Source organism: Clostridium sp. TJA020, from assembly GCF_058310295.1.
Genome location: NZ_JBZEFC010000003.1, coordinates 176,951 through 198,514 on the forward strand (window position 1 = coordinate 176,951; position 21,564 = coordinate 198,514).

At 27.2% G+C, this 21,564-nt stretch carries 20 protein-coding genes, 1 riboswitch and 1 other annotated feature (1 of these 22 running past the window's edge); of the genes, 4 read left to right on the plus strand and 16 right to left on the minus strand.

The window, feature by feature from the left end:
* Window positions 1-182: 182 nt before the first annotated feature.
* The 12 genes from AC4FQ1_RS06855 to AC4FQ1_RS06910 all read right to left on the minus strand — a co-directional run bounded on the left by AC4FQ1_RS06855 (window position 183) and on the right by AC4FQ1_RS06910 (window position 12,816).
* Window positions 183-1,034: an ATP-binding cassette domain-containing protein gene (locus AC4FQ1_RS06855; protein WP_491169302.1), complete on the minus strand. Its 852-nt coding sequence runs from the start codon at window positions 1,032-1,034 to the stop codon at window positions 183-185.
* A 26-nt stretch (window positions 1,035-1,060) separates the two neighbouring features.
* The gene (cbiQ, locus tag AC4FQ1_RS06860) at window positions 1,061-1,828 is read right to left on the minus strand and encodes a cobalt ECF transporter T component CbiQ (RefSeq protein WP_491169303.1); all 768 of its coding nucleotides are present in this window, start codon (window positions 1,826-1,828) and stop codon (window positions 1,061-1,063) included.
* Entirely contained in the window at window positions 1,822-2,136 is a 315-nt protein-coding gene (locus AC4FQ1_RS06865; protein ID WP_303129491.1) for an energy-coupling factor ABC transporter substrate-binding protein, read from the minus strand. The genes cbiQ and AC4FQ1_RS06865 overlap by 7 nt, the downstream gene beginning before the upstream one ends.
* Window positions 2,136-2,879 carry an energy-coupling factor ABC transporter permease gene (locus tag AC4FQ1_RS06870; protein ID WP_303129492.1) on the minus strand — a complete coding sequence of 248 codons (744 nt, stop codon included), beginning with the start codon at window positions 2,877-2,879 and terminating at the stop codon, window positions 2,136-2,138. The genes AC4FQ1_RS06865 and AC4FQ1_RS06870 overlap by 1 nt, the downstream gene beginning before the upstream one ends.
* Window positions 2,880-3,047: 168 nt before the next feature.
* Window positions 3,048-3,243, minus strand: a riboswitch (cobalamin riboswitch).
* Between the two features lie 75 nt (window positions 3,244-3,318).
* A complete protein-coding gene (gene gloA2, locus AC4FQ1_RS06875; protein ID WP_303129493.1) occupies window positions 3,319-3,708 on the minus strand; it encodes an SMU1112c/YaeR family gloxylase I-like metalloprotein in 390 nt (129 codons plus the stop codon).
* 16 nt (window positions 3,709-3,724) lie between these two features.
* On the minus strand, window positions 3,725-5,038 hold the full coding sequence (locus AC4FQ1_RS06880; protein ID WP_491169304.1) for a ClC family H(+)/Cl(-) exchange transporter: 1,314 nt from the start codon (window positions 5,036-5,038) through the stop codon (window positions 3,725-3,727).
* A gap of 295 nt (window positions 5,039-5,333) precedes the next feature.
* Window positions 5,334-5,789, minus strand: a complete 456-nt coding sequence (locus AC4FQ1_RS06885; protein WP_303129495.1) for an arginine repressor — start codon at window positions 5,787-5,789, stop codon at window positions 5,334-5,336.
* 109 nt (window positions 5,790-5,898) lie between these two features.
* Window positions 5,899-6,843 (minus strand): carbamate kinase, encoded by a 945-nt coding sequence (gene arcC, locus AC4FQ1_RS06890; RefSeq protein WP_303129496.1) that lies wholly within the window; start codon window positions 6,841-6,843, stop codon window positions 5,899-5,901.
* 190 nt (window positions 6,844-7,033) lie between these two features.
* Window positions 7,034-8,476 carry an arginine-ornithine antiporter gene (gene arcD, locus AC4FQ1_RS06895; RefSeq protein WP_491169305.1) on the minus strand — a complete coding sequence of 481 codons (1,443 nt, stop codon included), beginning with the start codon at window positions 8,474-8,476 and terminating at the stop codon, window positions 7,034-7,036.
* A 76-nt stretch (window positions 8,477-8,552) separates the two neighbouring features.
* Window positions 8,553-9,548, minus strand: a complete 996-nt coding sequence (gene argF, locus AC4FQ1_RS06900; RefSeq protein ID WP_303129498.1) for an ornithine carbamoyltransferase — start codon at window positions 9,546-9,548, stop codon at window positions 8,553-8,555.
* Window positions 9,549-9,662: 114 nt separating this feature from the next.
* Window positions 9,663-10,901 carry an arginine deiminase gene (gene arcA / locus AC4FQ1_RS06905; protein WP_303130788.1) on the minus strand — a complete coding sequence of 413 codons (1,239 nt, stop codon included), beginning with the start codon at window positions 10,899-10,901 and terminating at the stop codon, window positions 9,663-9,665.
* A gap of 559 nt (window positions 10,902-11,460) precedes the next feature.
* A complete protein-coding gene (locus tag AC4FQ1_RS06910; RefSeq protein WP_491169416.1) occupies window positions 11,461-12,816 on the minus strand; it encodes an FAD-binding oxidoreductase in 1,356 nt (451 codons plus the stop codon).
* 357 nt (window positions 12,817-13,173) lie between these two features.
* Here AC4FQ1_RS06910 and mscL point away from each other — a divergent pair, with 357 nt between their 5' ends.
* From mscL to AC4FQ1_RS06925, 3 genes are all read left to right on the plus strand, one after another.
* Window positions 13,174-13,617 (plus strand): large conductance mechanosensitive channel protein MscL, encoded by a 444-nt coding sequence (gene mscL, locus AC4FQ1_RS06915; RefSeq protein WP_491147903.1) that lies wholly within the window; start codon window positions 13,174-13,176, stop codon window positions 13,615-13,617.
* Between the two features lie 15 nt (window positions 13,618-13,632).
* Window positions 13,633-13,992, plus strand: a complete 360-nt coding sequence (locus tag AC4FQ1_RS06920) for a CoA-binding protein (protein WP_491147904.1) — start codon at window positions 13,633-13,635, stop codon at window positions 13,990-13,992.
* 292 nt (window positions 13,993-14,284) lie between these two features.
* A complete protein-coding gene (locus AC4FQ1_RS06925; protein WP_491169306.1) occupies window positions 14,285-14,734 on the plus strand; it encodes a hypothetical protein in 450 nt (149 codons plus the stop codon).
* Window positions 14,735-14,767: 33 nt separating this feature from the next.
* Here AC4FQ1_RS06925 and AC4FQ1_RS06930 read toward each other — a convergent pair whose 3' ends face one another.
* On the minus strand, window positions 14,768-16,402 hold the full coding sequence (locus tag AC4FQ1_RS06930) for a diguanylate cyclase (protein ID WP_491169307.1): 1,635 nt from the start codon (window positions 16,400-16,402) through the stop codon (window positions 14,768-14,770).
* A 260-nt stretch (window positions 16,403-16,662) separates the two neighbouring features.
* Here AC4FQ1_RS06930 and AC4FQ1_RS06935 point away from each other — a divergent pair, with 260 nt between their 5' ends.
* Window positions 16,663-16,911 carry a CPF_0552 family protein gene (locus AC4FQ1_RS06935; protein ID WP_303130795.1) on the plus strand — a complete coding sequence of 83 codons (249 nt, stop codon included), beginning with the start codon at window positions 16,663-16,665 and terminating at the stop codon, window positions 16,909-16,911.
* 52 nt (window positions 16,912-16,963) lie between these two features.
* Here AC4FQ1_RS06935 and AC4FQ1_RS06940 read toward each other — a convergent pair whose 3' ends face one another.
* From AC4FQ1_RS06940 to AC4FQ1_RS06950, 3 genes are all read right to left on the minus strand, one after another.
* Complete coding sequence (locus AC4FQ1_RS06940; RefSeq protein ID WP_303130796.1) at window positions 16,964-17,812, minus strand: YitT family protein; 849 nt, start codon at window positions 17,810-17,812, stop codon at window positions 16,964-16,966.
* A 193-nt stretch (window positions 17,813-18,005) separates the two neighbouring features.
* Complete coding sequence (locus AC4FQ1_RS06945; protein ID WP_491169308.1) at window positions 18,006-19,790, minus strand: oleate hydratase; 1,785 nt, start codon at window positions 19,788-19,790, stop codon at window positions 18,006-18,008.
* 224 nt (window positions 19,791-20,014) lie between these two features.
* Complete coding sequence (locus tag AC4FQ1_RS06950) at window positions 20,015-21,328, minus strand: dicarboxylate/amino acid:cation symporter (protein WP_491169309.1); 1,314 nt, start codon at window positions 21,326-21,328, stop codon at window positions 20,015-20,017.
* A gap of 121 nt (window positions 21,329-21,449) precedes the next feature.
* Window positions 21,450-21,564: a binding site (T-box leader), on the minus strand; it runs 126 nt beyond the window's last position.

Here is a 21,564-nt window from a genome sequence, read left to right on the forward strand (position 1 = left end):
TAAATAGAATTATATTTTAATGTGCTTTATATTAATAACTATTCTATATAGAGAATACTAAATTAACAAAATTTAGATAAAAAAGCTATTCAATAGTTAATATATACTTCCCTAAACAACTAACTTAAATTTAATATTATAAAAAACAGTAGCTAAATTAATTTAGCTACTGTTTTTTACTATTATTTTAAATTATCTCTCCAAGCCTTAAATGCTTTTCTAGCTTTTCCAATTGTGCTTTCTATATTAATAAATTCAAATCCATCTTTTTCTTTTAAAATTTCCATAAGATGTGCAACACGCGGAAGTCTAAGATGTATTTTTCTTATCTTCTCCTTCTCTCTAAATACTTCATCTGGAGTTCCTTCTAAAATTACTTTTCCTTTATCCATAACAAATACTTTATCACAATAAAGAGGTACTATGTCTATATCATGTGTAGATATTATTATAGTTAGATTTAATTTCTTTTTCATCTCCATCAAAAGGCTCATTATATCACTAACCCCCATTGGATCTAATCCAGCTGTTGGCTCATCTAATATTAAAACCTTAGGCTCCATTACAAGTATTCCTGCTATAGAAACACGCTTTTTTTGACCGAAACTTAATGCATGAGTTGGCTTATCCTTTAAATGCTCAATCTTTGTTTCCTTGATTGCAAAATCTACTCTTTTTCTTATTTCTTCTTCTTTTAGCTTCATGTTCATAGGTCCAAATGATATATCTTGATATACACTTGCTGAAAATAATTGACTATCTGGGTCTTGAAAAACTATTCCTACATCTTGTCTTAATTTTTTTAATCCCTTTCTTGAATAGTCAAATTCTTTTCCGTTAAAATATATTTTACCTGAAGAAGGTTTATTTATTCCGTTTAAATGGTGAAATAATGTTGATTTTCCTGCTCCATTTCCACCTAATATTGCAGTTACTTCACCTCTTTTTATATCCATATTTATTCCGTTTAATGCACAAGTTCCATCTGAATATTTGTAGTGAAGTTCTTCTATTTTTAATATATTTTCACTCATTTAGTTTCTTCCCTTCTTCTCTGTATTTACATTAATACTTTAATAGTTAATAATAATAAATTTAATAAAATTGTTATTATGTAAATTGTTTTATCATTTGTATACTCATCTAAAATAACATTTAACTCACCATCATAACCTCTTGATTCTAATGATGTATACATATCATTAGCCTTTTTAAAAGACCTTATAAATAAACTTGATATAAGCGCTCCAAGAGACTTATATGATGACTTTATACTATTATATCCAAGTCTAGAGTTTTGAGCTATAAACATTGTATTTACAGTTTCTAAAAGTATAAATATAAATCTATAAATAAGACTCATCATTTCAATCATTATTTTTGGAACTTTTAATTTTGAAAGTACTGCTAATATGTCCACCATTGGAGTACTAAGAGATAAAAAGTATAAACAACATACTGATGCTAATACTTTAAAAAATAAAACTACTGCTTTATAAATCCCAAGTTTTGATACCCCAATAAAGCCTCCGAAGATATGAGTTGATATTATAAATTTATCCGGATTAACAGAGTAATTTATTGTTATAGTTAAGATTCCAATAATTAAAAATGCAAGAGGAATAGTCAATAATTTTAAAAATACCTTTAAAGGTGTTTTGCCAACAAAAACTGTAGCTATTCCCATAACACCAATTACTATAATTGAATCAAGTATGTTATTAGATAAAAGACACATAATTAAAGTAACAACTGAAAATACAAATTTCCCGACAGGATTTATATTTTTAAGTTTTGATGAATATGCGTATTTATCTATATTTAACATTTATTATTTGCACCCTCTTTTGTCTTACGACCTTTAAAATATCCTAATCCAAAACCTATAACACCAGCTCCAATTGCTGCTTGAAGTGCGAATAAAAGGCTTTCAACCTCTCCACTTGCTGGTTCAAACACTGGAGAAAACCATGGCTCATAACTTTTATCTATTTGTGTTATAGCTTCTTCTGCTGCATCATCTGAACCACCAAATTCTCCGTCTTTAGCTATAAAAAATGGTATTACTGCTAAAGCTATAACAATTAATATAAGTATTATATTTGTTTTTAATTTACTTTTTGGATTATTTTTCATTAGATTCCCTCCTTTGATAATATGTTAAGGCTTATTAAATCTTCTCTGTCATATGCTGCAATTGCATTAAATATTACAACTGTTAATATACCTTCACTTATTGCTAAAGGAATTTGTGTTACTGCAAATATTCCCATAAACTTAGTTACTGAAGCCATTATTCCACCAACATCTGATGGGAAAGCTAGTCCTAATTGTATTGATGTTGTTATGTATGTTGCTAAATCACCAATAGCTGCTGCTAAAAATATTGCAAGCCATCTTGGTCCATTTAATTTTTTAACTAATTTATAAATTCCATATGATACAAATGGTCCAACTACTGCCATTGAAAATGTATTAGCTCCAAGAGTTGTAAGTCCACCGTGTGCTAAAAGTATAGCTTGAAATAATAATACGATAAGTCCTAAAACCGCCATTGCTGTTGGTCCAAAAAGTATAGCACCAAGACCTACTCCTGTTGGGTGTGAACAACTACCTGTAACTGATGGAAGTTTAAGTGCTGAAAGCACAAAAGCAAAAGCCCCAGCCATTGCAAGTAATAATTTTAAACGTGGATTCTCTTTTATTGTATTTTTTATAGAAAATATTCCAAAAACAACAAATGGAATTGTAAAAGCTCCCCATGCTATACACCATTTTGGTTCAAGAAATCCTTCCATGATATGCATAGCTGATGCTTTTATTGGTATGCATAACATCATTAATAAAACTCCTATAAAAAGTTGCATTCTTTTTGACATAAATATCTACTCCTCATAATAAAATATATTTTCACAAAACTCCACTACTTAGTTATAAAATTAACTATTTTAGACATAAAAAAACCTCTTAAATTTACATTAAGAGGTAATAAATTACTAAAATAAATTAATCTATAAGTAACACCTCCTCTATATCCGCGTAGAGTTATATGTTGTTAAAGTAGGCAGGTCTTCTGGCTTAAGGATCAACATTTTTATAAAACCTTCCCAGGAAATTTATCTCCAAGTGGTATAAACTTTATAAAAACTACTCTATTACAGCGGCGGGACCGCGTGGGATTTAAACCCAACTTCCCTTTTAATCTAAAACATATATTTTAGAACCTTACTTTATTTTATGCATTTGTATTTTATTATACATTATTAATATACATTAAACAATACTTTTAAAATTTTTACAATTTATTCTTATAAAATTTTACTTTTTTATTTCATATAATTCTAATGGAAGCTTGTCTGGATCTTCAAAAAATGTATACTTTTGTCCAGTAAATTCATCAATTCTAATAGGTTCTACATTTATCCCTTTTTCTTTAAGTTCTTGTACAGTTTCTTCTATATTTAAAACTTCAAAAGCTAAATGTCTAAGTCCACAAGCTTCAGGATAACTTAATCTTTCTGGTGGATTTTTAAAAGAAAATAATTCTATTTGATTATCTCCAATCTTTAAATCAAGCTTATAAGAATCTCTTTCCCTTCTATAAACTTCTCTTATTATTTCAAATCCCAATATATTAGTATAAAAATCCTTAGACCTTTCATAATCTGAACATATTATTGCTACATGATGTATTTTTGTAAAATTCATAACACTCCCCCTAATTTTAATCTTCTTCTATTCCCATTGCCTTTAATCTATTATCCAATAGTGAATCATATATTGGCTTACACTTAAATACTTCTGCAATTAAATAAGATATTCCACAAACTAAAGTTACAGCACCTAATCCTAGTTTTGGCCCACTCATTTCACAAACTAATATAAGTCCTGTAATTGGAGCTCTTACAATTGATGAAAACATTCCAGCCATTCCAAGTAATATAAAGTTTGTTACATAAATATTATTATCTCCTATAATTGTCGCTATGCTTCCACTAAATGCTACTCCAACTAATGCTCCTAAGCTTAATAAAGGAAATAATATTCCCCCTGGAGTATCTGATGCAAAGCTCACTATTGAAAGAATAAACTTACTTATAAGTAATACAATAGCAAATTCTATTGCAACACCATTTATTAAAATATTATTTATAAGTAAATCTCCTCCACCTAAAACTTGTGGAAGTGTAATTCCAAAGAACAATGCAAACATAAATGGGATTATCATTCTATATCTTAACTTAACTTTCATTCCTTTATATAGCTTTATTGTTTTAAGTAATGTTTTATTATATATTACTCCACAAATTCCTACTATAATACCAAGAATAATTACAAATATATAATACTTAGCCGGTAAAGATTTTACAAGATTAACTTCTAATATAGGTTTACTACCAAAAAATATCCAAGTTACTAAATCAGCTGTTACACATGCTCCTATTGAACATAAAAAAAGCATTTTTGAAAAACTCTTATACATTTCTTCAAGAACAAAAAATACTCCTGCAAGAGGTGCATTAAAAGCTGCTGCAAGTCCAGCTCCTGCTGCTGATGCAATTAAAAGCTTTTTATCACTAATACCTTTTTTTGTTGCATTACTATAAACATGTGCTGCCTCTGCTCCTAGCTGAATAGACGGTCCTTCAATTCCAAGTGATAATCCTGCTCCTATTGCAATTGAACCTCCAATAAACTTTTGAATTAAAATTTCAAATGGATTTTTAATATCAAATTTATCTTTAAGCATACCTTCTATTTGAGGTATACCACTACCACTTATCATAGAGTTTTTTTCAACCATAATTCCAACTATATAAGCAAAAATTACTAAAACAATTATACCCAAAATAATCCACAAATGATTTTCTTTCATAAAATTATATGCTTTATATTCATAAGGAGCTATAAACTTTAAAACTAATCTATATAAAGAAACTATTAAACCTGCAATAGCACCAACTACAATACTTTCTAATACAGTTTTAACTTTTAAATTATTTTTACTTTTTATGTTCTTTTTATCTTCATTTTGCATAATTTACAGTTTTCCTTTCCTATATTATATAATAAAATACTAATACTTATTGAAATAGATTTTTATCACTATTTAAAAGCAATATTAAATTTATACAAGTAATTAAAAACCAATTATATCCTAATTTAATTATATAGCTTAAATGTGATTGTACTCAAAGAATAGACTATTAATATTCCATTAACAAAAATAATAGAGCCTTATCAAAATTTTGATAAGACTCTATTACTTTAAGAAGTATAATTTTATTATGCTTTATTTTTAGGTGTACTTAAATAAATGTGTACAAAAATACTTAAAATCTCAAATCATTTAACTCTTTGAACACAAGCTTTGCGTTTTTTTCACCATTACAAACAATAATTACACTATAATTGTTTGCAACTGTTCCAAGAATTCTTTTATCATTTAATCTGTCAATAAATTCACCAACAACATCCGCCATGCCCTTCATAGTTCTTATTGCTATAAAATATTCTTGTACACATATACTTTCAACTGAATTTTTAAATATATTATTACATCTTTTACCTACATTTTCTTCAGTTAACAGTACATACTTATACTCTTTATTTTTCATTAGTTTTCTAATTATATGCATTTCTCTTAAATCACGTGATAATGTTGCTTGAGTCGCATTTATGCCTAAATGTTTTAATTTCAAAACAAGTTGTTCTTGTTTTCCTATATCTTCATTTTTTATTATGTTTAAAATAGCTTCTCTTCTTCTCTTCTTTAAATCATTTCCCATAATAATCGACCTCTTTTTATAAAAAATTATCAACAAATTAAACTTAACAATATTCAAAATGATAATAATTAGCTTAGAGAGAAGGCTTAAGCCCTCTCCCTAAAATATTTTATTTTACAATCTTTGTTCCAGATGTTCCTTCTAAAGATTCTTTTGCTCTAGAAAGTGATGCTATTATAGCTTGTTTATTATCAGTTGATAAAACAAACTTCTTACAAGCTTCAACCTTTGGAAGCATACTTCCTGGTGCAAATTGGCCTTCTTCTATATATTTATTTAGTTCGTCTATACCAATTTCTTTTAATTCTTTTTGATTTGGTTTATTATAGTTTACGCATACTCTATCAACTGCTGTAAGTATTAATAAAAGATCAGCATCTAATATTTCTGCAAGTTTTTCTGCTGCGAAGTCTTTATCAATAACTGCTGGAACCCCAACTAAGTTATCTCCTTCTTTAATTACTGGTATTCCACCACCACCGCAAGCAATTACAACAAATCCATTATCAACCATTGCTTTTATAGCGTCTTTTTCTACAATATCAACAGGTTTTGGTGATGCTACAACTCTTCTGTAACCTCTACCTGCATCTTCTTTCATTACATATCCTTTATCTTTTTCAAGTTGTTTAGCTTCTTCTTCTGAATAAAATGATCCTATTGGCTTTGTTGGATTTTCAAAAGCCTTATCATTTTTATCTACTACAACTTGAGTAACAATTGTTTCAGCAGATTTGTTTATTTTTCTCTTATGAAGTTCTTCTGAAATTGCATTTTGTAAGTGATATCCTATATATCCTTGTGAAAAAGCACCTACAACATCAAATGGGAAAAGTGTATTATTTTTATTTGCTTGATAAGCTTCTTCTACACTTGCTAAAATTTGACCAACTTGAGGTCCATTTCCATGAACAACTGATACTCTATGTCCAGCTTCAATTAAATCAACTACTGATTTTGCAGTTTCTTTACAAGTCTTTAATTGACCTTCTGCACTTTTATCTTTAGGATCTGCTTGTAATGCATTTCCTCCTAACGCTAAAACTATTTTCATCTTTTGTTCCTCCTTATAAATAATTACTTGAATAATTATTAAATGCAATTTTATCTTTTGTTCATCTGATTAATTTTAAATCTTTATCTTTTGTTTATTTAAATTTATCTTTTGTTTATATATCAATAATTTTATCTTTAGTAAAAGTGTATTTTAAAAGGTATTACTAAAATAATACTTATTAGCTTAATTAAATTGTTACTTTTCCTGTTACTAGCATTATAACTGCTATTACAGCTACAACTAAAATAATTACAGCAATTAATGATTCTTTACCAACAAATACTTTTCCATCTTTGTTGTTTTCTTTCTTTGCAACATAGTAGAAAATTATACCTACTGCATAAAGAATGAAGCATAATAATAAATATTTTAAACCTGCTGCATAGCATAACCATATAGCATAAATTGTTGCTATAACTGTACAAACTTTATCTCTTGTTTTACCTTGTGGATTTGTATCATAAGTTTCACCAGTTATAACAAGTTTAAGTCCATACATTGCACTTAAAAGATATGGAACAAGAATTGCAGTACTTGCAACAGAATATAATGCTTGATAAGTACTACTTGCAACTAATGTTAATATTAAAAATAATTCAACTAATATATTTGTTATAATTAATGATGCTGCTGGAGCTCCATGTTTATTTGTTTTTGCAAATATTTTTGGAAGTGCACCATCTTTTGCAGCAACAAATGGAATTTCAGCTGCTAAAAGTGACCATCCAAGTAATGATCCAAATAATGATATTATTAGTCCTAAATTAATAAGTACAGCTCCCCATTTACCAACTGCAAATTCTAAAACATATGCCATTGATGGGTTATCTAAACCTGCTAAATGTACTCTATTCATAACTCCTAAAGACATTAAGGAAATTAAAAGATATATACATAAAGTTCCTATTAATCCAATTACTGTTGCTTTACCAACATCACTTTGTTTTTTAGCTCTACCAGATACAACTACTGCACCTTCAATTCCTATGAAGCACCATAATGTTACTAGCATAGTGTTCTTTGCTTGATCTAAAATACTACCTAGATCTGTTGAACCCCAGAACTCAAAAGTAAAGTTATCTAAGTTAAATGCAAAAATTGCTACTACTATAAATACACATATAGGAACTAATTTTGCTATTGTTGTTATTAAGTTAACAAAGGCTGCACCACTTACTCCTTTTAATATTAAGAAAGTAAATGCCCAAACAAGAATTGAAGCCCCGATTATTGATGCTAAGTTATTACCTTCACCAAATATAGGTGCAAAGTAACCTATGGCTCCAAATAAAAGAACTGAGTAGGATACGTTTCCAATCCAAGCACTAAGCCAATATCCCCAGGCTGAGTTAAATCCTATGTACTCTCCAAAACCAGCTTTAGCATAACTATATACACCACCACTAAGTTCAGGTTTTCTATTTGCTAATGTTTGATAAACAAAAGCAAGCGCTATCATACCAATACCAGTTATAATCCAACCTATAATAATTGCACCTGTACCTGCTCCTCTTGCCATATCTGATGGTAGGTTAAACGCTCCTCCACCTATCATAGAACCAACAATTAATGCTGCAAGTGAAGCGAATCCAAGATTTCTTTGTTCACCAGTAGAATTTTGCTCTGACATATATATCACCCCTATTTAATTTTTATAAGAAAAGTTTAGTCGGCTATTTTAATTAAAATAGCCGACTAATGACAAATTATTTTCCTGCTGTAGCTACCATTACGGCTTTTATAGTATGCATTCTATTTTCAGCTTCATCAAAGACTACTGAATTTTTGCTTCTAAATACTTCGTCTTCAACTTCTCTAATATCAAGACCTAATCTATCCATCATGTCTTTGCAAACTTCTGTATCTTCATCATGGAATGATGGTAAGCAATGCATAAATAATGTATTTTTATTTCCAGTTTTAGCCATCATTTCTCTTGTTACTTTATATGGAGTTAATAATTTAACTCTTTCTGGATATAAGCTTTCATCTTCTCCCATTGATACCCATATATCAGTATAAATAACGTCTGCTCCCTTAACCGCTTCATCAACGTTATCTGAGAATTCAATTATTGCTCCTGTTTGTTTTGAGTATTCTTGCATTTCTTTAACTATTTCTGGATCTGGTTCTAAGCTCTTAGGTCCAAGTGCTACGAAATGCATTCCCATTTTAGCTGCACCATACATTAATGCATAACTCATATTATTTCTTGTATCTCCAGCAAATACTAATTTAATTTCACTAAGAGGCTTATGTGCATGTTCTTCTATTGTAAGAAAATCTGCTAATATTTGAGTTGGGTGATCTGCATCAGTTAATCCATTCCATACTGGAACTCCTGCATATTTTGCAAGTTCTTCAACTGTTGATTGTTTAAATCCTCTAAATTCGATACCATCATACATTCTTCCAAGAACTTTTGCAGTATCTTCTATTGATTCTTTTTTACCCATTTGAGAGTTTGTTAAGAATGTTACGTGAGCTCCTTCTTCTGCTGCTCCACATTCAAATGCACATCTTGTTCTAGTTGATGTTTTTTCAAATAATAAAACAACATTTTTTCCTTTTAAAGTGTCACCTAATATTCCAGCTCTTTTTTTAGCCTTTAAATCATGTGATAAGTCTAAAAGATATCTAATCTCTTCTGGTGTAAAATCCTTTAATGTTAAAAAACTTCTTCCTTTTAAATTAACTGCCATCTTCATTTCCTCCTTAGTTTAATCTAAGTGTTTACTATTTTTTATATTTCTCTTAAAATAGTAAACACTTAAATTTATATATTTAAACTATTTGTATATTTATATTGTTTTAAATTATAGATCTTCTCTTATTAGTGGCATTGACATACATCTTGGGCCGCCTCTACCTCTTGATAATTCTGATGATGGAATTACGTGTATTTTAATTCCATAATCTTCTAGTATTTTATTAGTTACATAGTTTCTTGAGTAAACAATAACTTCTCCTGGTGCAATAGCTAATGTATTTGAACCATCATTCCATTGTTCTCTAGCAGCGATTATTTCATCTCCACCACCACATTTAATTAATGTAACTTTTCTATCTAAATATTTGCTTAATATATGTTCTAGTGTATCCACTTCTTTAGTAGTCTTAAGCATGTTTGGATTTTCTGGATCTTTTGTTATTGCATAAACATTTAAAGGTCCTACTATTTCTGGATGAACTGTAAATTTGTCATAGTCAACTTGAGTAAATACTGTATCTAAGTGCATAAATGCTCTACTTACTGGTATTTGGAAAGCTAAAACTGTTTTGAATGTTGTATCATCATTAAATAATATTCTCTTAGCTAGCTTTTCAACTGAAGCTGAATCAGTTCTTTGTGAGATACCAACTGCTAATGTATCTTTTGAAAGTATTAATTCATCTCCACCTTCTAATGAAGTAGTTTCATCTCTGTTGAACCAGAATGGAACATCTTTATCTTTAAATCTTGGATGATATTTAAAGATATATTTTGCAAATAATGTTTCTCTATTTCTTGTTTCAGTTCTCATATGGTTTAATGTTATACCATGTCCAATTGTTGCAAATGGGTCTCTTGTAAAGTAAAGATTTGGCATTGGATCACAAACAAATGGATAAGTGCTGTTTACTAAATCATATAAAGAATCTCTATGATATTCTTTTAATTCTTCTTTTCTAACTCCTGCCATCATCTTATCAACCATTGGCTTATTTTCGAAGCTTAAGAAATATTTCATTAATGCTTCTCTTAATGATTCACTTTCAACTCCAGCTTCTGTAATAAATTCATTTATGAATTCTTTTTTTACTTCTTCGCTAGTTGAAATTGCTTCTGCTGCAAGTTCTTCTAAGTAAAGAACTTCTACTCCTGCATCTCTTAAAGTTTTTGCAAATGCATCATGTTCTTCTCTTGCAATTTTTAAGTATGGGATATCATCGAATAATAATCTGTCTAATAGATTTGGAGTTAAATTTTCAATTTCTTCTCCAGGTCTATGTAATAAAACTGTTTTTAATCTACCTATTTCTGAGGTAACATTTAAAGCTCTATCATTCTTCATATTATCACTCTCTTTCTTCTTTAGTTATTTTATAAACATGTTAGGGGTCAAATGCTTTTTGCTAACGCTGTTTACAGTTATAATTATAGCCCCTCAAAAAACGATTACAAGCCATTTTTTTACATAAAGTGTATAGTATTTTTTGATTTTATTCACCCCAAAAAATATTATTAATTACATATAATGTATTAACCCTTATTAACTGTACTCTTGCACGAAATTTTATTAAGAAGGATTTCCTTCAATTATATGAATATTCAATGCATAAATTAGGAATATTTTTTTTATATTTTTTTGTAAAATATACACTTTTTTCGCTAATTTAAGATATTTTTTAATAAAAACCCCTTAAAAGCCACTATTTTGATGGATATTCAATGTAATATATTGAAATTTTTCCTTCATAAGTAAATTATTTTATATATTTTTGCATAAATTTTATAATGCATAAAGTGAATATTCATTATAAAGTTAATAAAAGCTCTAGTAATTTATAATTTTTATAAATTACTAGAGCTTTTTATGTTTATATATTAACTTTTAATCCTTATATTTCTTATTAAATACCCTTTATACTTTGCTCAAAATTAAATATATTATTAGAGTCATATTTTCTTTTTACTTCTTTTAATTTCACTATATTTTTTCCGTAGTATTCTTTCTCATAGTCATCTAATGAATCTATTGGAAAGTTTATAAATGAACCTTCTGTAATTGATTTTATAAATTCAAATCTTTCTTTAACCCAATTTACATTTATTTCTGCATACTTTAAATCTTCCCATACAGATTGAAAGCCCATTATAAATTTTGCATTCCTATAATAAAATGCTGTATTATTTTTTTCAATATCAGAAACCGCTCCACCTAAACCATAAAATGAAACAGCTGTATATGTTGAACCTTCTGCTCTTTCTGATACAACTTCTATAATTTTTTTAATTTCTTCTCTATTATAATCTCTAAGAACAAATCTTCCTCCAGACTTATACTTTTCATAATCTGGATGACTATCTTGTATCCATCTATTAGCATCTAAAACAGTCATGTACCCTAAATTATAGTACATTTTACTTCCCTTAGACTTAATACTTTGTAAAATCTTATTAGCTTCTTCTTTCTTTCCATAAAAAAGTCCTGTCATTTTTATACCGTGACCTTTTTCTTGTGAATTATATATAGCTGTTTTTAAATTCATTCTTCTATCTAAAGTTTTATATGTATTTTGAAGTTCTTCAATTATATCAATTTTTTCTTCAATATCAATATTATTAAAATCAATATTTATTAAAGTTGCCATTTCAATTTTATTTGGAAGCTTAAATGTCATTGAAGTAACTATTCCAAAATTTCCTCCCCCTGAACCTTTAAGTGCCCAAAGTAAGTCTTTATTTACATCATTATTTAAAGTAAGTAAATCTCCATCACAATTAACTAATTCTGCTTCTATTAAGTTGTCACATCCAAGTCCAAGTAATCTACTTGAATATCCCCAACCTCCTCCTAAGGTAAATCCTATAACTCCCACAGTTGGACATCCTCCTCCTGGGAAAGGATATCCTAGTGAATTTAAAGCTTCATAAAGTTCTCTATTTCTTACTCCACCATCTATTTTTACTGTTTTATTATCTTCATCAACATAAATATTATTCATTTTGCTTACATCTATAATAAATATATCATTTCCAGTTGAATACCCTTCATAATGATGACGTCCTGACCTTATTCTAAATTCAATTTTATTTTCTTTTACAAATTTTAAAGCTTCTATAACTTCTTTAGTTGTCTTTGGATAACATATAGCCTTAGGATATTTTTGTATTGCTCTATTCCATGCTTCTCTATTTTCTTCATATAAAAAATTATTTCTTGTTATAATTTCACTACTTAAACTTTTATAATCTAAATCTCTCATCTTTTCACCTTCTATTTCTAAAAACATATAAATTTATTATAATACTTTCTTATAATAAAAAATATTAAAAATATAGTAAGCTTAAAGACTTTTTAATATATTTTTATTTAATTTTATAAAATTTATCTAATTAAATATTTATCTATTATATTTTTTATATTCATTTTTAAAATAAATCTCTAACTATATAAAATATTTATTTATAATAATTATCAAAAAAATTATATTATTACCTAAAATGTATTATTTTTTAATAATTTGTTACCTTTTTAAAAATTTTGTGATAATTTTTTAATACATTACTATTATTTATATTTAATTAGGATACAATATTATAAAAAGAAAGGAGAGATTGTTTTGTGGAATGAATTTAAAAAATTTGCAATGAGAGGCAATGTTGTTGATTTAGCTATTGGTGTTGTTATTGGAGGTGCTTTCTCAAAGATAGTTACTTCTTTAGTAAATGATATTATTATGCCTGCTGTTGGTTCTCTTGTTGGTAAAGTTGATTTTTCTAACTTATATATAAACTTAAGTGGTAAACACTATGATTCACTTAAAGCAGCTCAAGCAGCTGGTGCAGCCACTATTAATTACGGAATATTTTTAAATAATATACTTAACTTTTTAATAATCGCGTTTTCTATATTTATAGTAATAAGACAATTAAATAAAATTAAAGATAGAGCCTTTAGAAAAGAAAAGGCTACGGAAGAAGCTACTACAAAAGATTGTCCTTATTGCTTTACTGAAATAAATATTGAAGCTACTAGATGTCCTCATTGTACATCTGAACTTTAAAAAGGAGATGTTTTTATGAGCGTAGAAATTTTTAGAACTTTTAATAATTGGGTTGTTATTGGAGATGTCTCTAATGAATCAAAATATGCACATAAAATATTAAAAAAGCTTAAAAATAATGGACTTAATGCTAATGGTGTACATCCTAAAGGTGGAAATAAAATTTTTAAATCTTTAAAAGAAGTTCCTTATAAAATAGAAGCTATTGATTTATGCATAAATAGTGCTGAAGGACTTAAATACATAAAAGAAGCTAATTCTTTAGGAATTAAAAATATACTTATACAACCTGGTGCTGAAAGTAAAGATATACTAGATTACTGTATTAAAAATAATTTAAACGCAGTACAAGGTTGTGCTCTTGTAGATTTATAAAAAATTTTTTATATTTTGAATATTTTATTGATTATATGGCAATTATTATAATACCCAATAAAATAATTTAAAATTTAAATTATTTCCCCCCAATCCCAATATTGTTAAGATCACACCTTAGCAATTTATATTAAACCCTTTCTAATTGACCTTCGTTATTTACGGAGGTCTTTTATTTTTATAAATTTTTAAATTTATTTAGTATAAATTCCTCTTTTTAGCAAACAATACTATATAAAGATAGAAAAACTTGATTTATATACTATATATATCTAATTAAGGAGGAATACTAATGAAATCAAAATTCAATAAAATCTTTGGATTTTTTATAATTTTTACGATGATTTTAATACCAATTAAAGCTAATGCATCACAACCTAAATCTAAACCTCAAGATAAACTTTTCAGCACAAGTGATTTTTCTGTTCAAGCAAACAACGTAAATTTAATAGTAAATAATCTATATAAAGTATCTGATACTTTAGTTCTAGATGGTTATATTTACAACGGAACTAATTTAACTTTAACAGAAATAAAAGATTTTGAATTAGAGTTAACCGATTCAAAAGGAACACCATTTGCAAGAATTATACTAGATAAAATAGATATACCTAAATTTTTCTATCCATTCCATGCTAAAAGAGTTCAATTTACATTTAACAATAAATCTTTTAATTTGAAAAATACAAATTTGGATAATATAAGCTGGAAATTTAATTATAAATATAAAGAGGCTCCTTAAAATTAAAACTTAACCATTATTTATGGTTAAGTTTTAATCAACTAACCCCTCTTTTATCATATCTTCTATATGAATATATCCATTACGTCCAGAATTCTTAATTCCGTATAAAGCTTTATCTGCTAATTTTATCGAACTTCCTAAGTGATCTAAAGAATATATATTTGCAATTCCAATACTTAAAGTTACGAATTTTTCAACATTTGAAAAATTATGAGAAATATTTTCTTTATTAATGTTATATTTTATTTTTCTTGCTATATCTATTGCTTCTTCTTTTGATGTTTTCTTCAATACAATGCAAAATTCTTCTCCACCATATCTAGCAACTACATCACCTTTTCTACAACTTCTTTTTAAAACATTTGCTACTGTTTTTAAAACCAAATCCCCCTTTTGATGACCATAATTATCATTATAAAGTTTGAAATAATCAACATCTATCATAAGTATAGATATTGGAATGTCCTTTTTATTTATTTTCTCCATATAATTATTTAAAAATCTTCTATTATAAATATCACATAATGGATCTTTCATAGATTCCTTTTCAGATTTACTTACCTTTTTAACTAATAAAAATACTAATATACAAAATAAAACAGTAAGTATTAATATAGACTTCCAAAGTTCCTTATTCATCGAATTATTAATTTCTTCAATAAATTTATTATTTAAATGATATTTACATTGAGAATTATCAAGCTGCTCTATTTCTTCTTCTCTATCATAATATTTTTTTAAAAGTCTAATATACTGTTGTTTATTTATTTTCTTTGAAATATCTATTCTTTTACCTAAAGCTTCTAGTTCTAAGTATGTTTCCCCTTCTTTATGTGCCTCTATTTCTAACTTTTTAAAATACTCTTCTGATTTTTTATCTTCACCCTTTTTTAAGTAAAAATTTGCAATAGCTCTAAGCCTTAATACATCTAATTCAGTAAAATCTATTCTTTTATTTCTTTTTTGCAACTCTTTAATTTTAGATAAACATTTTTCTGCTTCATCTAACTTCCCATTATTTATATTGTCTAAAGTTACATATGTATAATAAATAATTAATATATCATCTTTATATTCAGGAGATATATAATTAATATATTGATATGAATTGTCTAGAACATTTTTAAACTCCCTAAAGTTTCCAACCCTTAAATGTATTTCTGCTAAATTAAGTAATGAATAGGCTTTAATATAAGCACTTTCCTGCCTATCATATATTTTTTCCTTAGAAATCTTAAGTAACATCTCTGAACTTTTTACATATTCACCAATATTTCTATAAGATATTGCTATATTTATAAGTGATTTTAATTTATTACTTTTATCAGCATATTTATTTGATTTTTCATAATTAACTATAGCATTTAAAAATTTTCCTTGTTGTAAATTTATAATACCTAGATAATTATATAATATAAATTTTTCATTTCCACATAATAATTCCTGCATAATTTTATTATTTAACAGGCTATTAATTTTCCCTTCAGCCTTATTGTAATCTCTATCTTCAATATACTTTCTAATTTCAATTAATGTTTTATTTTTAATTTCTATATAAGGCTTATTTTCTTTGTTTTTATAAATTAATGTAACCGATATAATTAATGTTCCTATTATTACAGAAAAAATTATTAATAAAATAATCTTCTTTTCTCTTCTCTTCATAAGTACTCTATTACCTTTGGTTTTATTTTTTAACTATAAAATTTAATATAATTAAATTATATTACTATTATACCTAATTTTACTAATAATTTTAAAATATTTTTAAACATTTAACCTTTATGTTACAATTTGTATATTATATTGCTTATCTAATTGATTGTTTTATTATTATTTACATAATTAAATAAAGGATTTTTGTTAATACTATAGAAAGATATTAAAGATAAGATTAATATTAAATACATATTAGGAGGTAGCGTATGTTTTCAATTATGTTAATTAAAATTTCACCAAGAAATGAAATTGCACCAAAAGTTCAAGAGCTTTTAACTAAACATGGATGTATAATTAAAACAAGACTTGGTCTTCATGAAGCTAGCACAAACTCATGCTCTCAATCTGGTCTTATAATTTTAGACTTACTTAATGAAAATCAAGACGAAATTAATGAATTAAAAGATAAATTAAATAATCTTGATGGAGTAAATGCTAAAGTAGCAACAATATAAAATAAATCCCTAAAAGTAAAACTTTTAGGGATTTATTTTTAATTAGAAATTACTATATCAAAGATTTATCTATAAATTTACCCATAACCTCAATTGTTGGTTGAACATTAACAAATGCATCTGGGTCTATATCTAAAATTACTTTTTTTATAAAAAATAGTTCTTGTTTTGATATAACTGTAACTATTGAACTTAATTCTTCGTTAGTATATCCACCACGCAAATTAGCATTTACAGTAACTCCACGCAAGTTGTTTTCAAGTAATCCTTGTACAACTTCTTTTTCCTTCTTTGTAAATATATTAACGGTTAATTTATATTGCTGAATGTAGAATAAATCAAGAACTTTTGTAGTAGCATATATTGAAATTAAACTATATAATGCCATTTCCCAACCATACATTATTCCCGCCATAAATAATATAATTCCATTTAATATAAATCCAAGCTGTCCAACAGATTTACCTGTCATTTTTTGAATTACAAGTATTATAATATCTGTTCCTCCAGTTGAAAAACCTAATCTAAAACAAAATCCAACTCCTGCTCCAGTAAGTATTCCCCCAAAAATTGATGCCAAAAGTATGTTATCTGTAATCTTATAAGATGGTATTATTCTAATAAAGAATGATGATGAAAGTACTGCTAAAAGGCTATAAAAAGTGAACTTTTTTCCAAGCTTTTTCCATGATAAAAATATAAGTGGCAAATTAATTAATAATACCCAAGTTGAAATCTTTATATTAATTCCTAAAAAATCAGTTCCAGTTGCTGATAATAACTGTGATAATCCAGTAACTCCAGCAGAATATACTTTAGCAGGAGTTAAGAATGAATTTATTCCAATACCTGCCAACAATCCATAACCAATAGTCGCTATTACTCTATAAAACACTTTCATATTAAATTTATTACCTCCTTATCATATTTTTTATTATTTCTTCCATATTATACACCATTTTTGTATTCATAAAATAAATTTAATAAAATTTTTGCATAATTAAAATGAGCTAAATAATACAGCACTATATTTAGTATTACTTAGCTCTATATATTATATATATTTTTAGTATATTTTCAAATTATTTTTTAATTTATTTTCTATAAGCAGTTTTTAATGCCATCTTTAACACTTTAGGATTTTTCTTATATTCAGTTACTGGACATACCTTTTTATCTTTTACATTAAATAATTTGTATATAGCAATTCTTGCTGCACGTATTGAATACTCATCTGTAAATACCATATCTTCTGGTATTTCAACAAATTGACTAATCATAGCAAAATTAGTTGATCCTTCAGGTACAACTTGTGGTCTATCACTCATTTTACGTGGTTGGAATTGTGAATCAACATATGGCATCATACATGGTATTACATTGACTACGCTGTCCATTATTTCATCTAAATGTTCTTCCATGTGTAATTGATAAATAAGTTCTGTTAATAATTCTTTACCTGTACAGTCACGCATTGGTTTCTTTACATAATCTCCAACTCTATCTGTATGCAATCCATATCCCCAGAATATTGTCTCATCAATTGGTTGATTTACAAAGTGTGGTTGTGCTGCAACAACTATACTCATAAGCCAACTTGAATCCTTAAATGTCATTAAAGCACCACTTCCTGGAATATTCCCTGAAAATTCTTCTATTAGTTTAAGCATTTTATTTCCTTTACATGTAACTGTGAAACTTTCCCAATTAGTTTGTTCTGGATGTCCAAAGAATGGTTCTGGATTTCCAAGCCCTTCTTTTTTAACTGCTATTTTTCTCCAAAGGTCTCCTGATATTGGATTTGCTGAATTAAATTCTGGAGCTGTATTTAAATCACCTAAAGTTGCGCAATCTGTCATACATCCATTTATCATAATACAAACATCATTATCACTTAGTTCAATTTCTTTTTCAGTTCCATCTTCATTTACATGTATCTTACTTACTGTTATACCTTCTCCATCCTTAAAATCTATATCAGTAACGACAGTATCTGTATGGAAGTTAACTCCATATTTATCTAAATAAGCTTCTAACGGACGGATAAGTGAATCATATTGATTATAAGGAGTACGTGTAACCCCTTCTAGTGTTTCAATACGTGAAAATTCTAAAATCATACGTCCCATGTAACGTTTAAATTCAAAAAGACTAGACCACTTTTGGAATGCAAATGTTGTTTGCCACATATGCCAGAAATTTGTTTCAAAGAAATGTGGCATATACTTAAACCAATCTTCGATAGTAAGGTCATCTAATTTCTTTTCATCAATCATCATAAGTTTTCCAAGTGCCATACGTTCAGCATTTGTAAATCCCATACTCTTAACATCTAAAATAACACCATCTTTATCTACTAAACGAGCTTGAGCATGAGTTGGATGTAAATGATCAAAATTTAATATTTCTTCGGTTACACTCATACCAGGCATATATAATGAAGGTATACTAGAGAATAGTTCCCATAGATTTTCATAAGTTTCCTCATTTAACATTCTACCTCCACGACATACAAATCCACCCTCTGGAGTTCCTATTCCATCATTACTTCCACCTAAAATATTCATTCCTTCAAAAATATGAATGTTTTCACCATTGAAATTACAATCTCTTATAAGATAAGCTGCACCTGCAAGTGAAGCAATACCTCCACCTACAAAATAAACCTTTCTATCTTCATAATTTACATATGTTACTTTATATTCTTCTTTTACCTTTGATTTTTTTTTAAGTTTTTTAGCTCCTATGGCAGCTACTGTTGCAGCACCAGCTATAGCACCAATTTTAATTAAAGTACTCTTATCTATCTCCTTTTTATTAAGCTTTTTATTTTTAAGTAAACTTAAATTTTTATAATTTCCTTTTCTTAAATTTTTCATATAACATCCCTTACCTTTCAAAATATATTTTCCCTTTAAAACCTTTTGTATTCTTTACTTCATTATAATTCTTTAAAGCAAAAAAACTATTACCTTATGTAAATATTTGCACATTATTAAGAATTGACATTTTATTTACACAACTTTATTAATTACTAAAAATTTATTATAGTAAAAATATAAAAATACGAGCTTTTTAAAATAAAAAAGCTCGTATAATTTCTTTATATTTCTTTCACTACTTCTATATTTGCTATATTTTTATTTTTCCTTTTTTCTGTCTCATTAACTACAACTGCCGCAACTGCTGAACCAGTTACATTTGTTGTAGTTCTTATCATATCAATTACAGAGTCTACTGCAATAACCATTGCCATTCCTTCAATTGGAAGACCTAAGGTTGCAAGTACAACAGTTGTTGACATAGTTGCAGCACCTGGTACTCCAGCAATCCCTATTGAAGATACTATTGTTGTAATAATTATTAAAGCATATGAATAAGGAGTAAGCTCTATATTAAAAACATTAGCTACAAAAACTGCAACTATTGCTGGATAAAGTCCTCCACATCCATTCATTCCTATTGTAGAACCAAGTGGAGCTACAAAACTTGCAATTTCTTCTTTAACTCCTAAATTTCCAACTAAAGATTTAATTGTAACAGGTAATGTTCCATAACTACTTTGACTTGTAAAAGCTACAACTTGTGCTGGGAAGATTCCTTTTAAAAATTTAAACGGATTTTTCTTTGCTATAAATGCAACTAATCCTGTATGAACCACACCCATTTGAATTAATGCTGATATATAAACAGCCAATATAACTCCTATTAATGATTTAATAGTATCTATTCCATTTTTTGCACCAGCTACTGCAATTAGTGCAAATACTCCATAAGGTATTAAACTTAAAACCATTTTAGTAATTCTAAGAACTATATCATAAAAAGATAAAATAAAATCTTTAAATGGTTTTGTTTTTTCTGGATTTAAATTATCTTCTATAACTAGTGCTACTGCAATAAATAGTGAAAATATTACAACTGGTATTATTTTATTATCAACTATTGCAGCTATAGGATTTGATGGAAGCATATCTAATATAACCTTTGAAAATCCAGGTATTTCTCGACTTGTAAAATCAGTACTTCCAACAAATTTCAATCCTTCTCCAACATGAAATAAATTAGCTATTATAATTCCTATAAATGCAGCTATACCTGTTGTTCCAAGCAATATAATAAATGTTTTAACTCCAATTGACTTTAATGTATCTAAATTTTTTAGTCTTACTATACTTGTTATTAAAGAAACCATAACTAATGGTACAACTATCATTTTAATTAATGACATATAACCTTTTCCAACTACATCTAAAAATAAAATATTCTCTTTAAATATAACTCCAAGTACTAATCCTAAAGTAAGTGCTGTTAATGTTGCAAATGAAAACTTATTTGTCTTTTTTCTAACTATGTAAATAATATAAATTGATAATATTGATAATATTATTGATAAAATTAAATTAAAATTAATCATATATTTCTTCTCCTTTAAATTTAGTTTTCTATTTGCTGGCCAACAAATTTATTTATAATTAAAATCGGAAAGTACATGCATTTATATTTAATTAATAAAAAACCTTCCACCTCTGTAAAATTACAGAGGCAGAAGGTTAAATTCCGCGGTTCCACTCTGATTAGATAATAAAATATCCATCTCAATTTCAAGTACTAATATACTCTAACTCTATAATGGGAGTTCCCATAAAAATC

What these genes read in the sequence shown, in the direction of transcription:
- AC4FQ1_RS06855 (WP_491169302.1), bottom strand. Translation starts at nt 1,034, where the DNA reads ATGAGTGAAAATATATTAAAAATAGAAGAACTTCACTACAAATATTCA.
- cbiQ (WP_491169303.1), bottom strand. Translation starts at nt 1,828, where the DNA reads ATGTTAAATATAGATAAATACGCATATTCATCAAAACTTAAAAATATA.
- AC4FQ1_RS06865 (WP_303129491.1), bottom strand. Translation starts at nt 2,136, where the DNA reads ATGAAAAATAATCCAAAAAGTAAATTAAAAACAAATATAATACTTATA.
- AC4FQ1_RS06870 (WP_303129492.1), bottom strand. Translation starts at nt 2,879, where the DNA reads ATGTCAAAAAGAATGCAACTTTTTATAGGAGTTTTATTAATGATGTTA.
- gloA2 (WP_303129493.1), bottom strand. Translation starts at nt 3,708, where the DNA reads ATGAATTTTACAAAAATACATCATGTAGCAATAATATGTTCAGATTAT.
- AC4FQ1_RS06880 (WP_491169304.1), bottom strand. Translation starts at nt 5,038, where the DNA reads ATGCAAAATGAAGATAAAAAGAACATAAAAAGTAAAAATAATTTAAAA.
- AC4FQ1_RS06885 (WP_303129495.1), bottom strand. Translation starts at nt 5,789, where the DNA reads ATGGGAAATGATTTAAAGAAGAGAAGAAGAGAAGCTATTTTAAACATA.
- arcC (WP_303129496.1), bottom strand. Translation starts at nt 6,843, where the DNA reads ATGAAAATAGTTTTAGCGTTAGGAGGAAATGCATTACAAGCAGATCCT.
- arcD (WP_491169305.1), bottom strand. Translation starts at nt 8,476, where the DNA reads ATGTCAGAGCAAAATTCTACTGGTGAACAAAGAAATCTTGGATTCGCT.
- argF (WP_303129498.1), bottom strand. Translation starts at nt 9,548, where the DNA reads ATGGCAGTTAATTTAAAAGGAAGAAGTTTTTTAACATTAAAGGATTTT.
- arcA (WP_303130788.1), bottom strand. Translation starts at nt 10,901, where the DNA reads ATGAAGAATGATAGAGCTTTAAATGTTACCTCAGAAATAGGTAGATTA.
- AC4FQ1_RS06910 (WP_491169416.1), bottom strand. Translation starts at nt 12,816, where the DNA reads ATGAGAGATTTAGATTATAAAAGTTTAAGTAGTGAAATTATAACAAGA.
- AC4FQ1_RS06920 (WP_491147904.1), top strand. Translation starts at nt 13,633, where the DNA reads ATGAGCGTAGAAATTTTTAGAACTTTTAATAATTGGGTTGTTATTGGA.
- AC4FQ1_RS06925 (WP_491169306.1), top strand. Translation starts at nt 14,285, where the DNA reads ATGAAATCAAAATTCAATAAAATCTTTGGATTTTTTATAATTTTTACG.
- AC4FQ1_RS06930 (WP_491169307.1), bottom strand. Translation starts at nt 16,402, where the DNA reads ATGAAGAGAAGAGAAAAGAAGATTATTTTATTAATAATTTTTTCTGTA.
- AC4FQ1_RS06935 (WP_303130795.1), top strand. Translation starts at nt 16,663, where the DNA reads ATGTTTTCAATTATGTTAATTAAAATTTCACCAAGAAATGAAATTGCA.
- AC4FQ1_RS06940 (WP_303130796.1), bottom strand. Translation starts at nt 17,812, where the DNA reads ATGAAAGTGTTTTATAGAGTAATAGCGACTATTGGTTATGGATTGTTG.
- AC4FQ1_RS06945 (WP_491169308.1), bottom strand. Translation starts at nt 19,790, where the DNA reads ATGAAAAATTTAAGAAAAGGAAATTATAAAAATTTAAGTTTACTTAAA.
- AC4FQ1_RS06950 (WP_491169309.1), bottom strand. Translation starts at nt 21,328, where the DNA reads ATGATTAATTTTAATTTAATTTTATCAATAATATTATCAATATTATCA.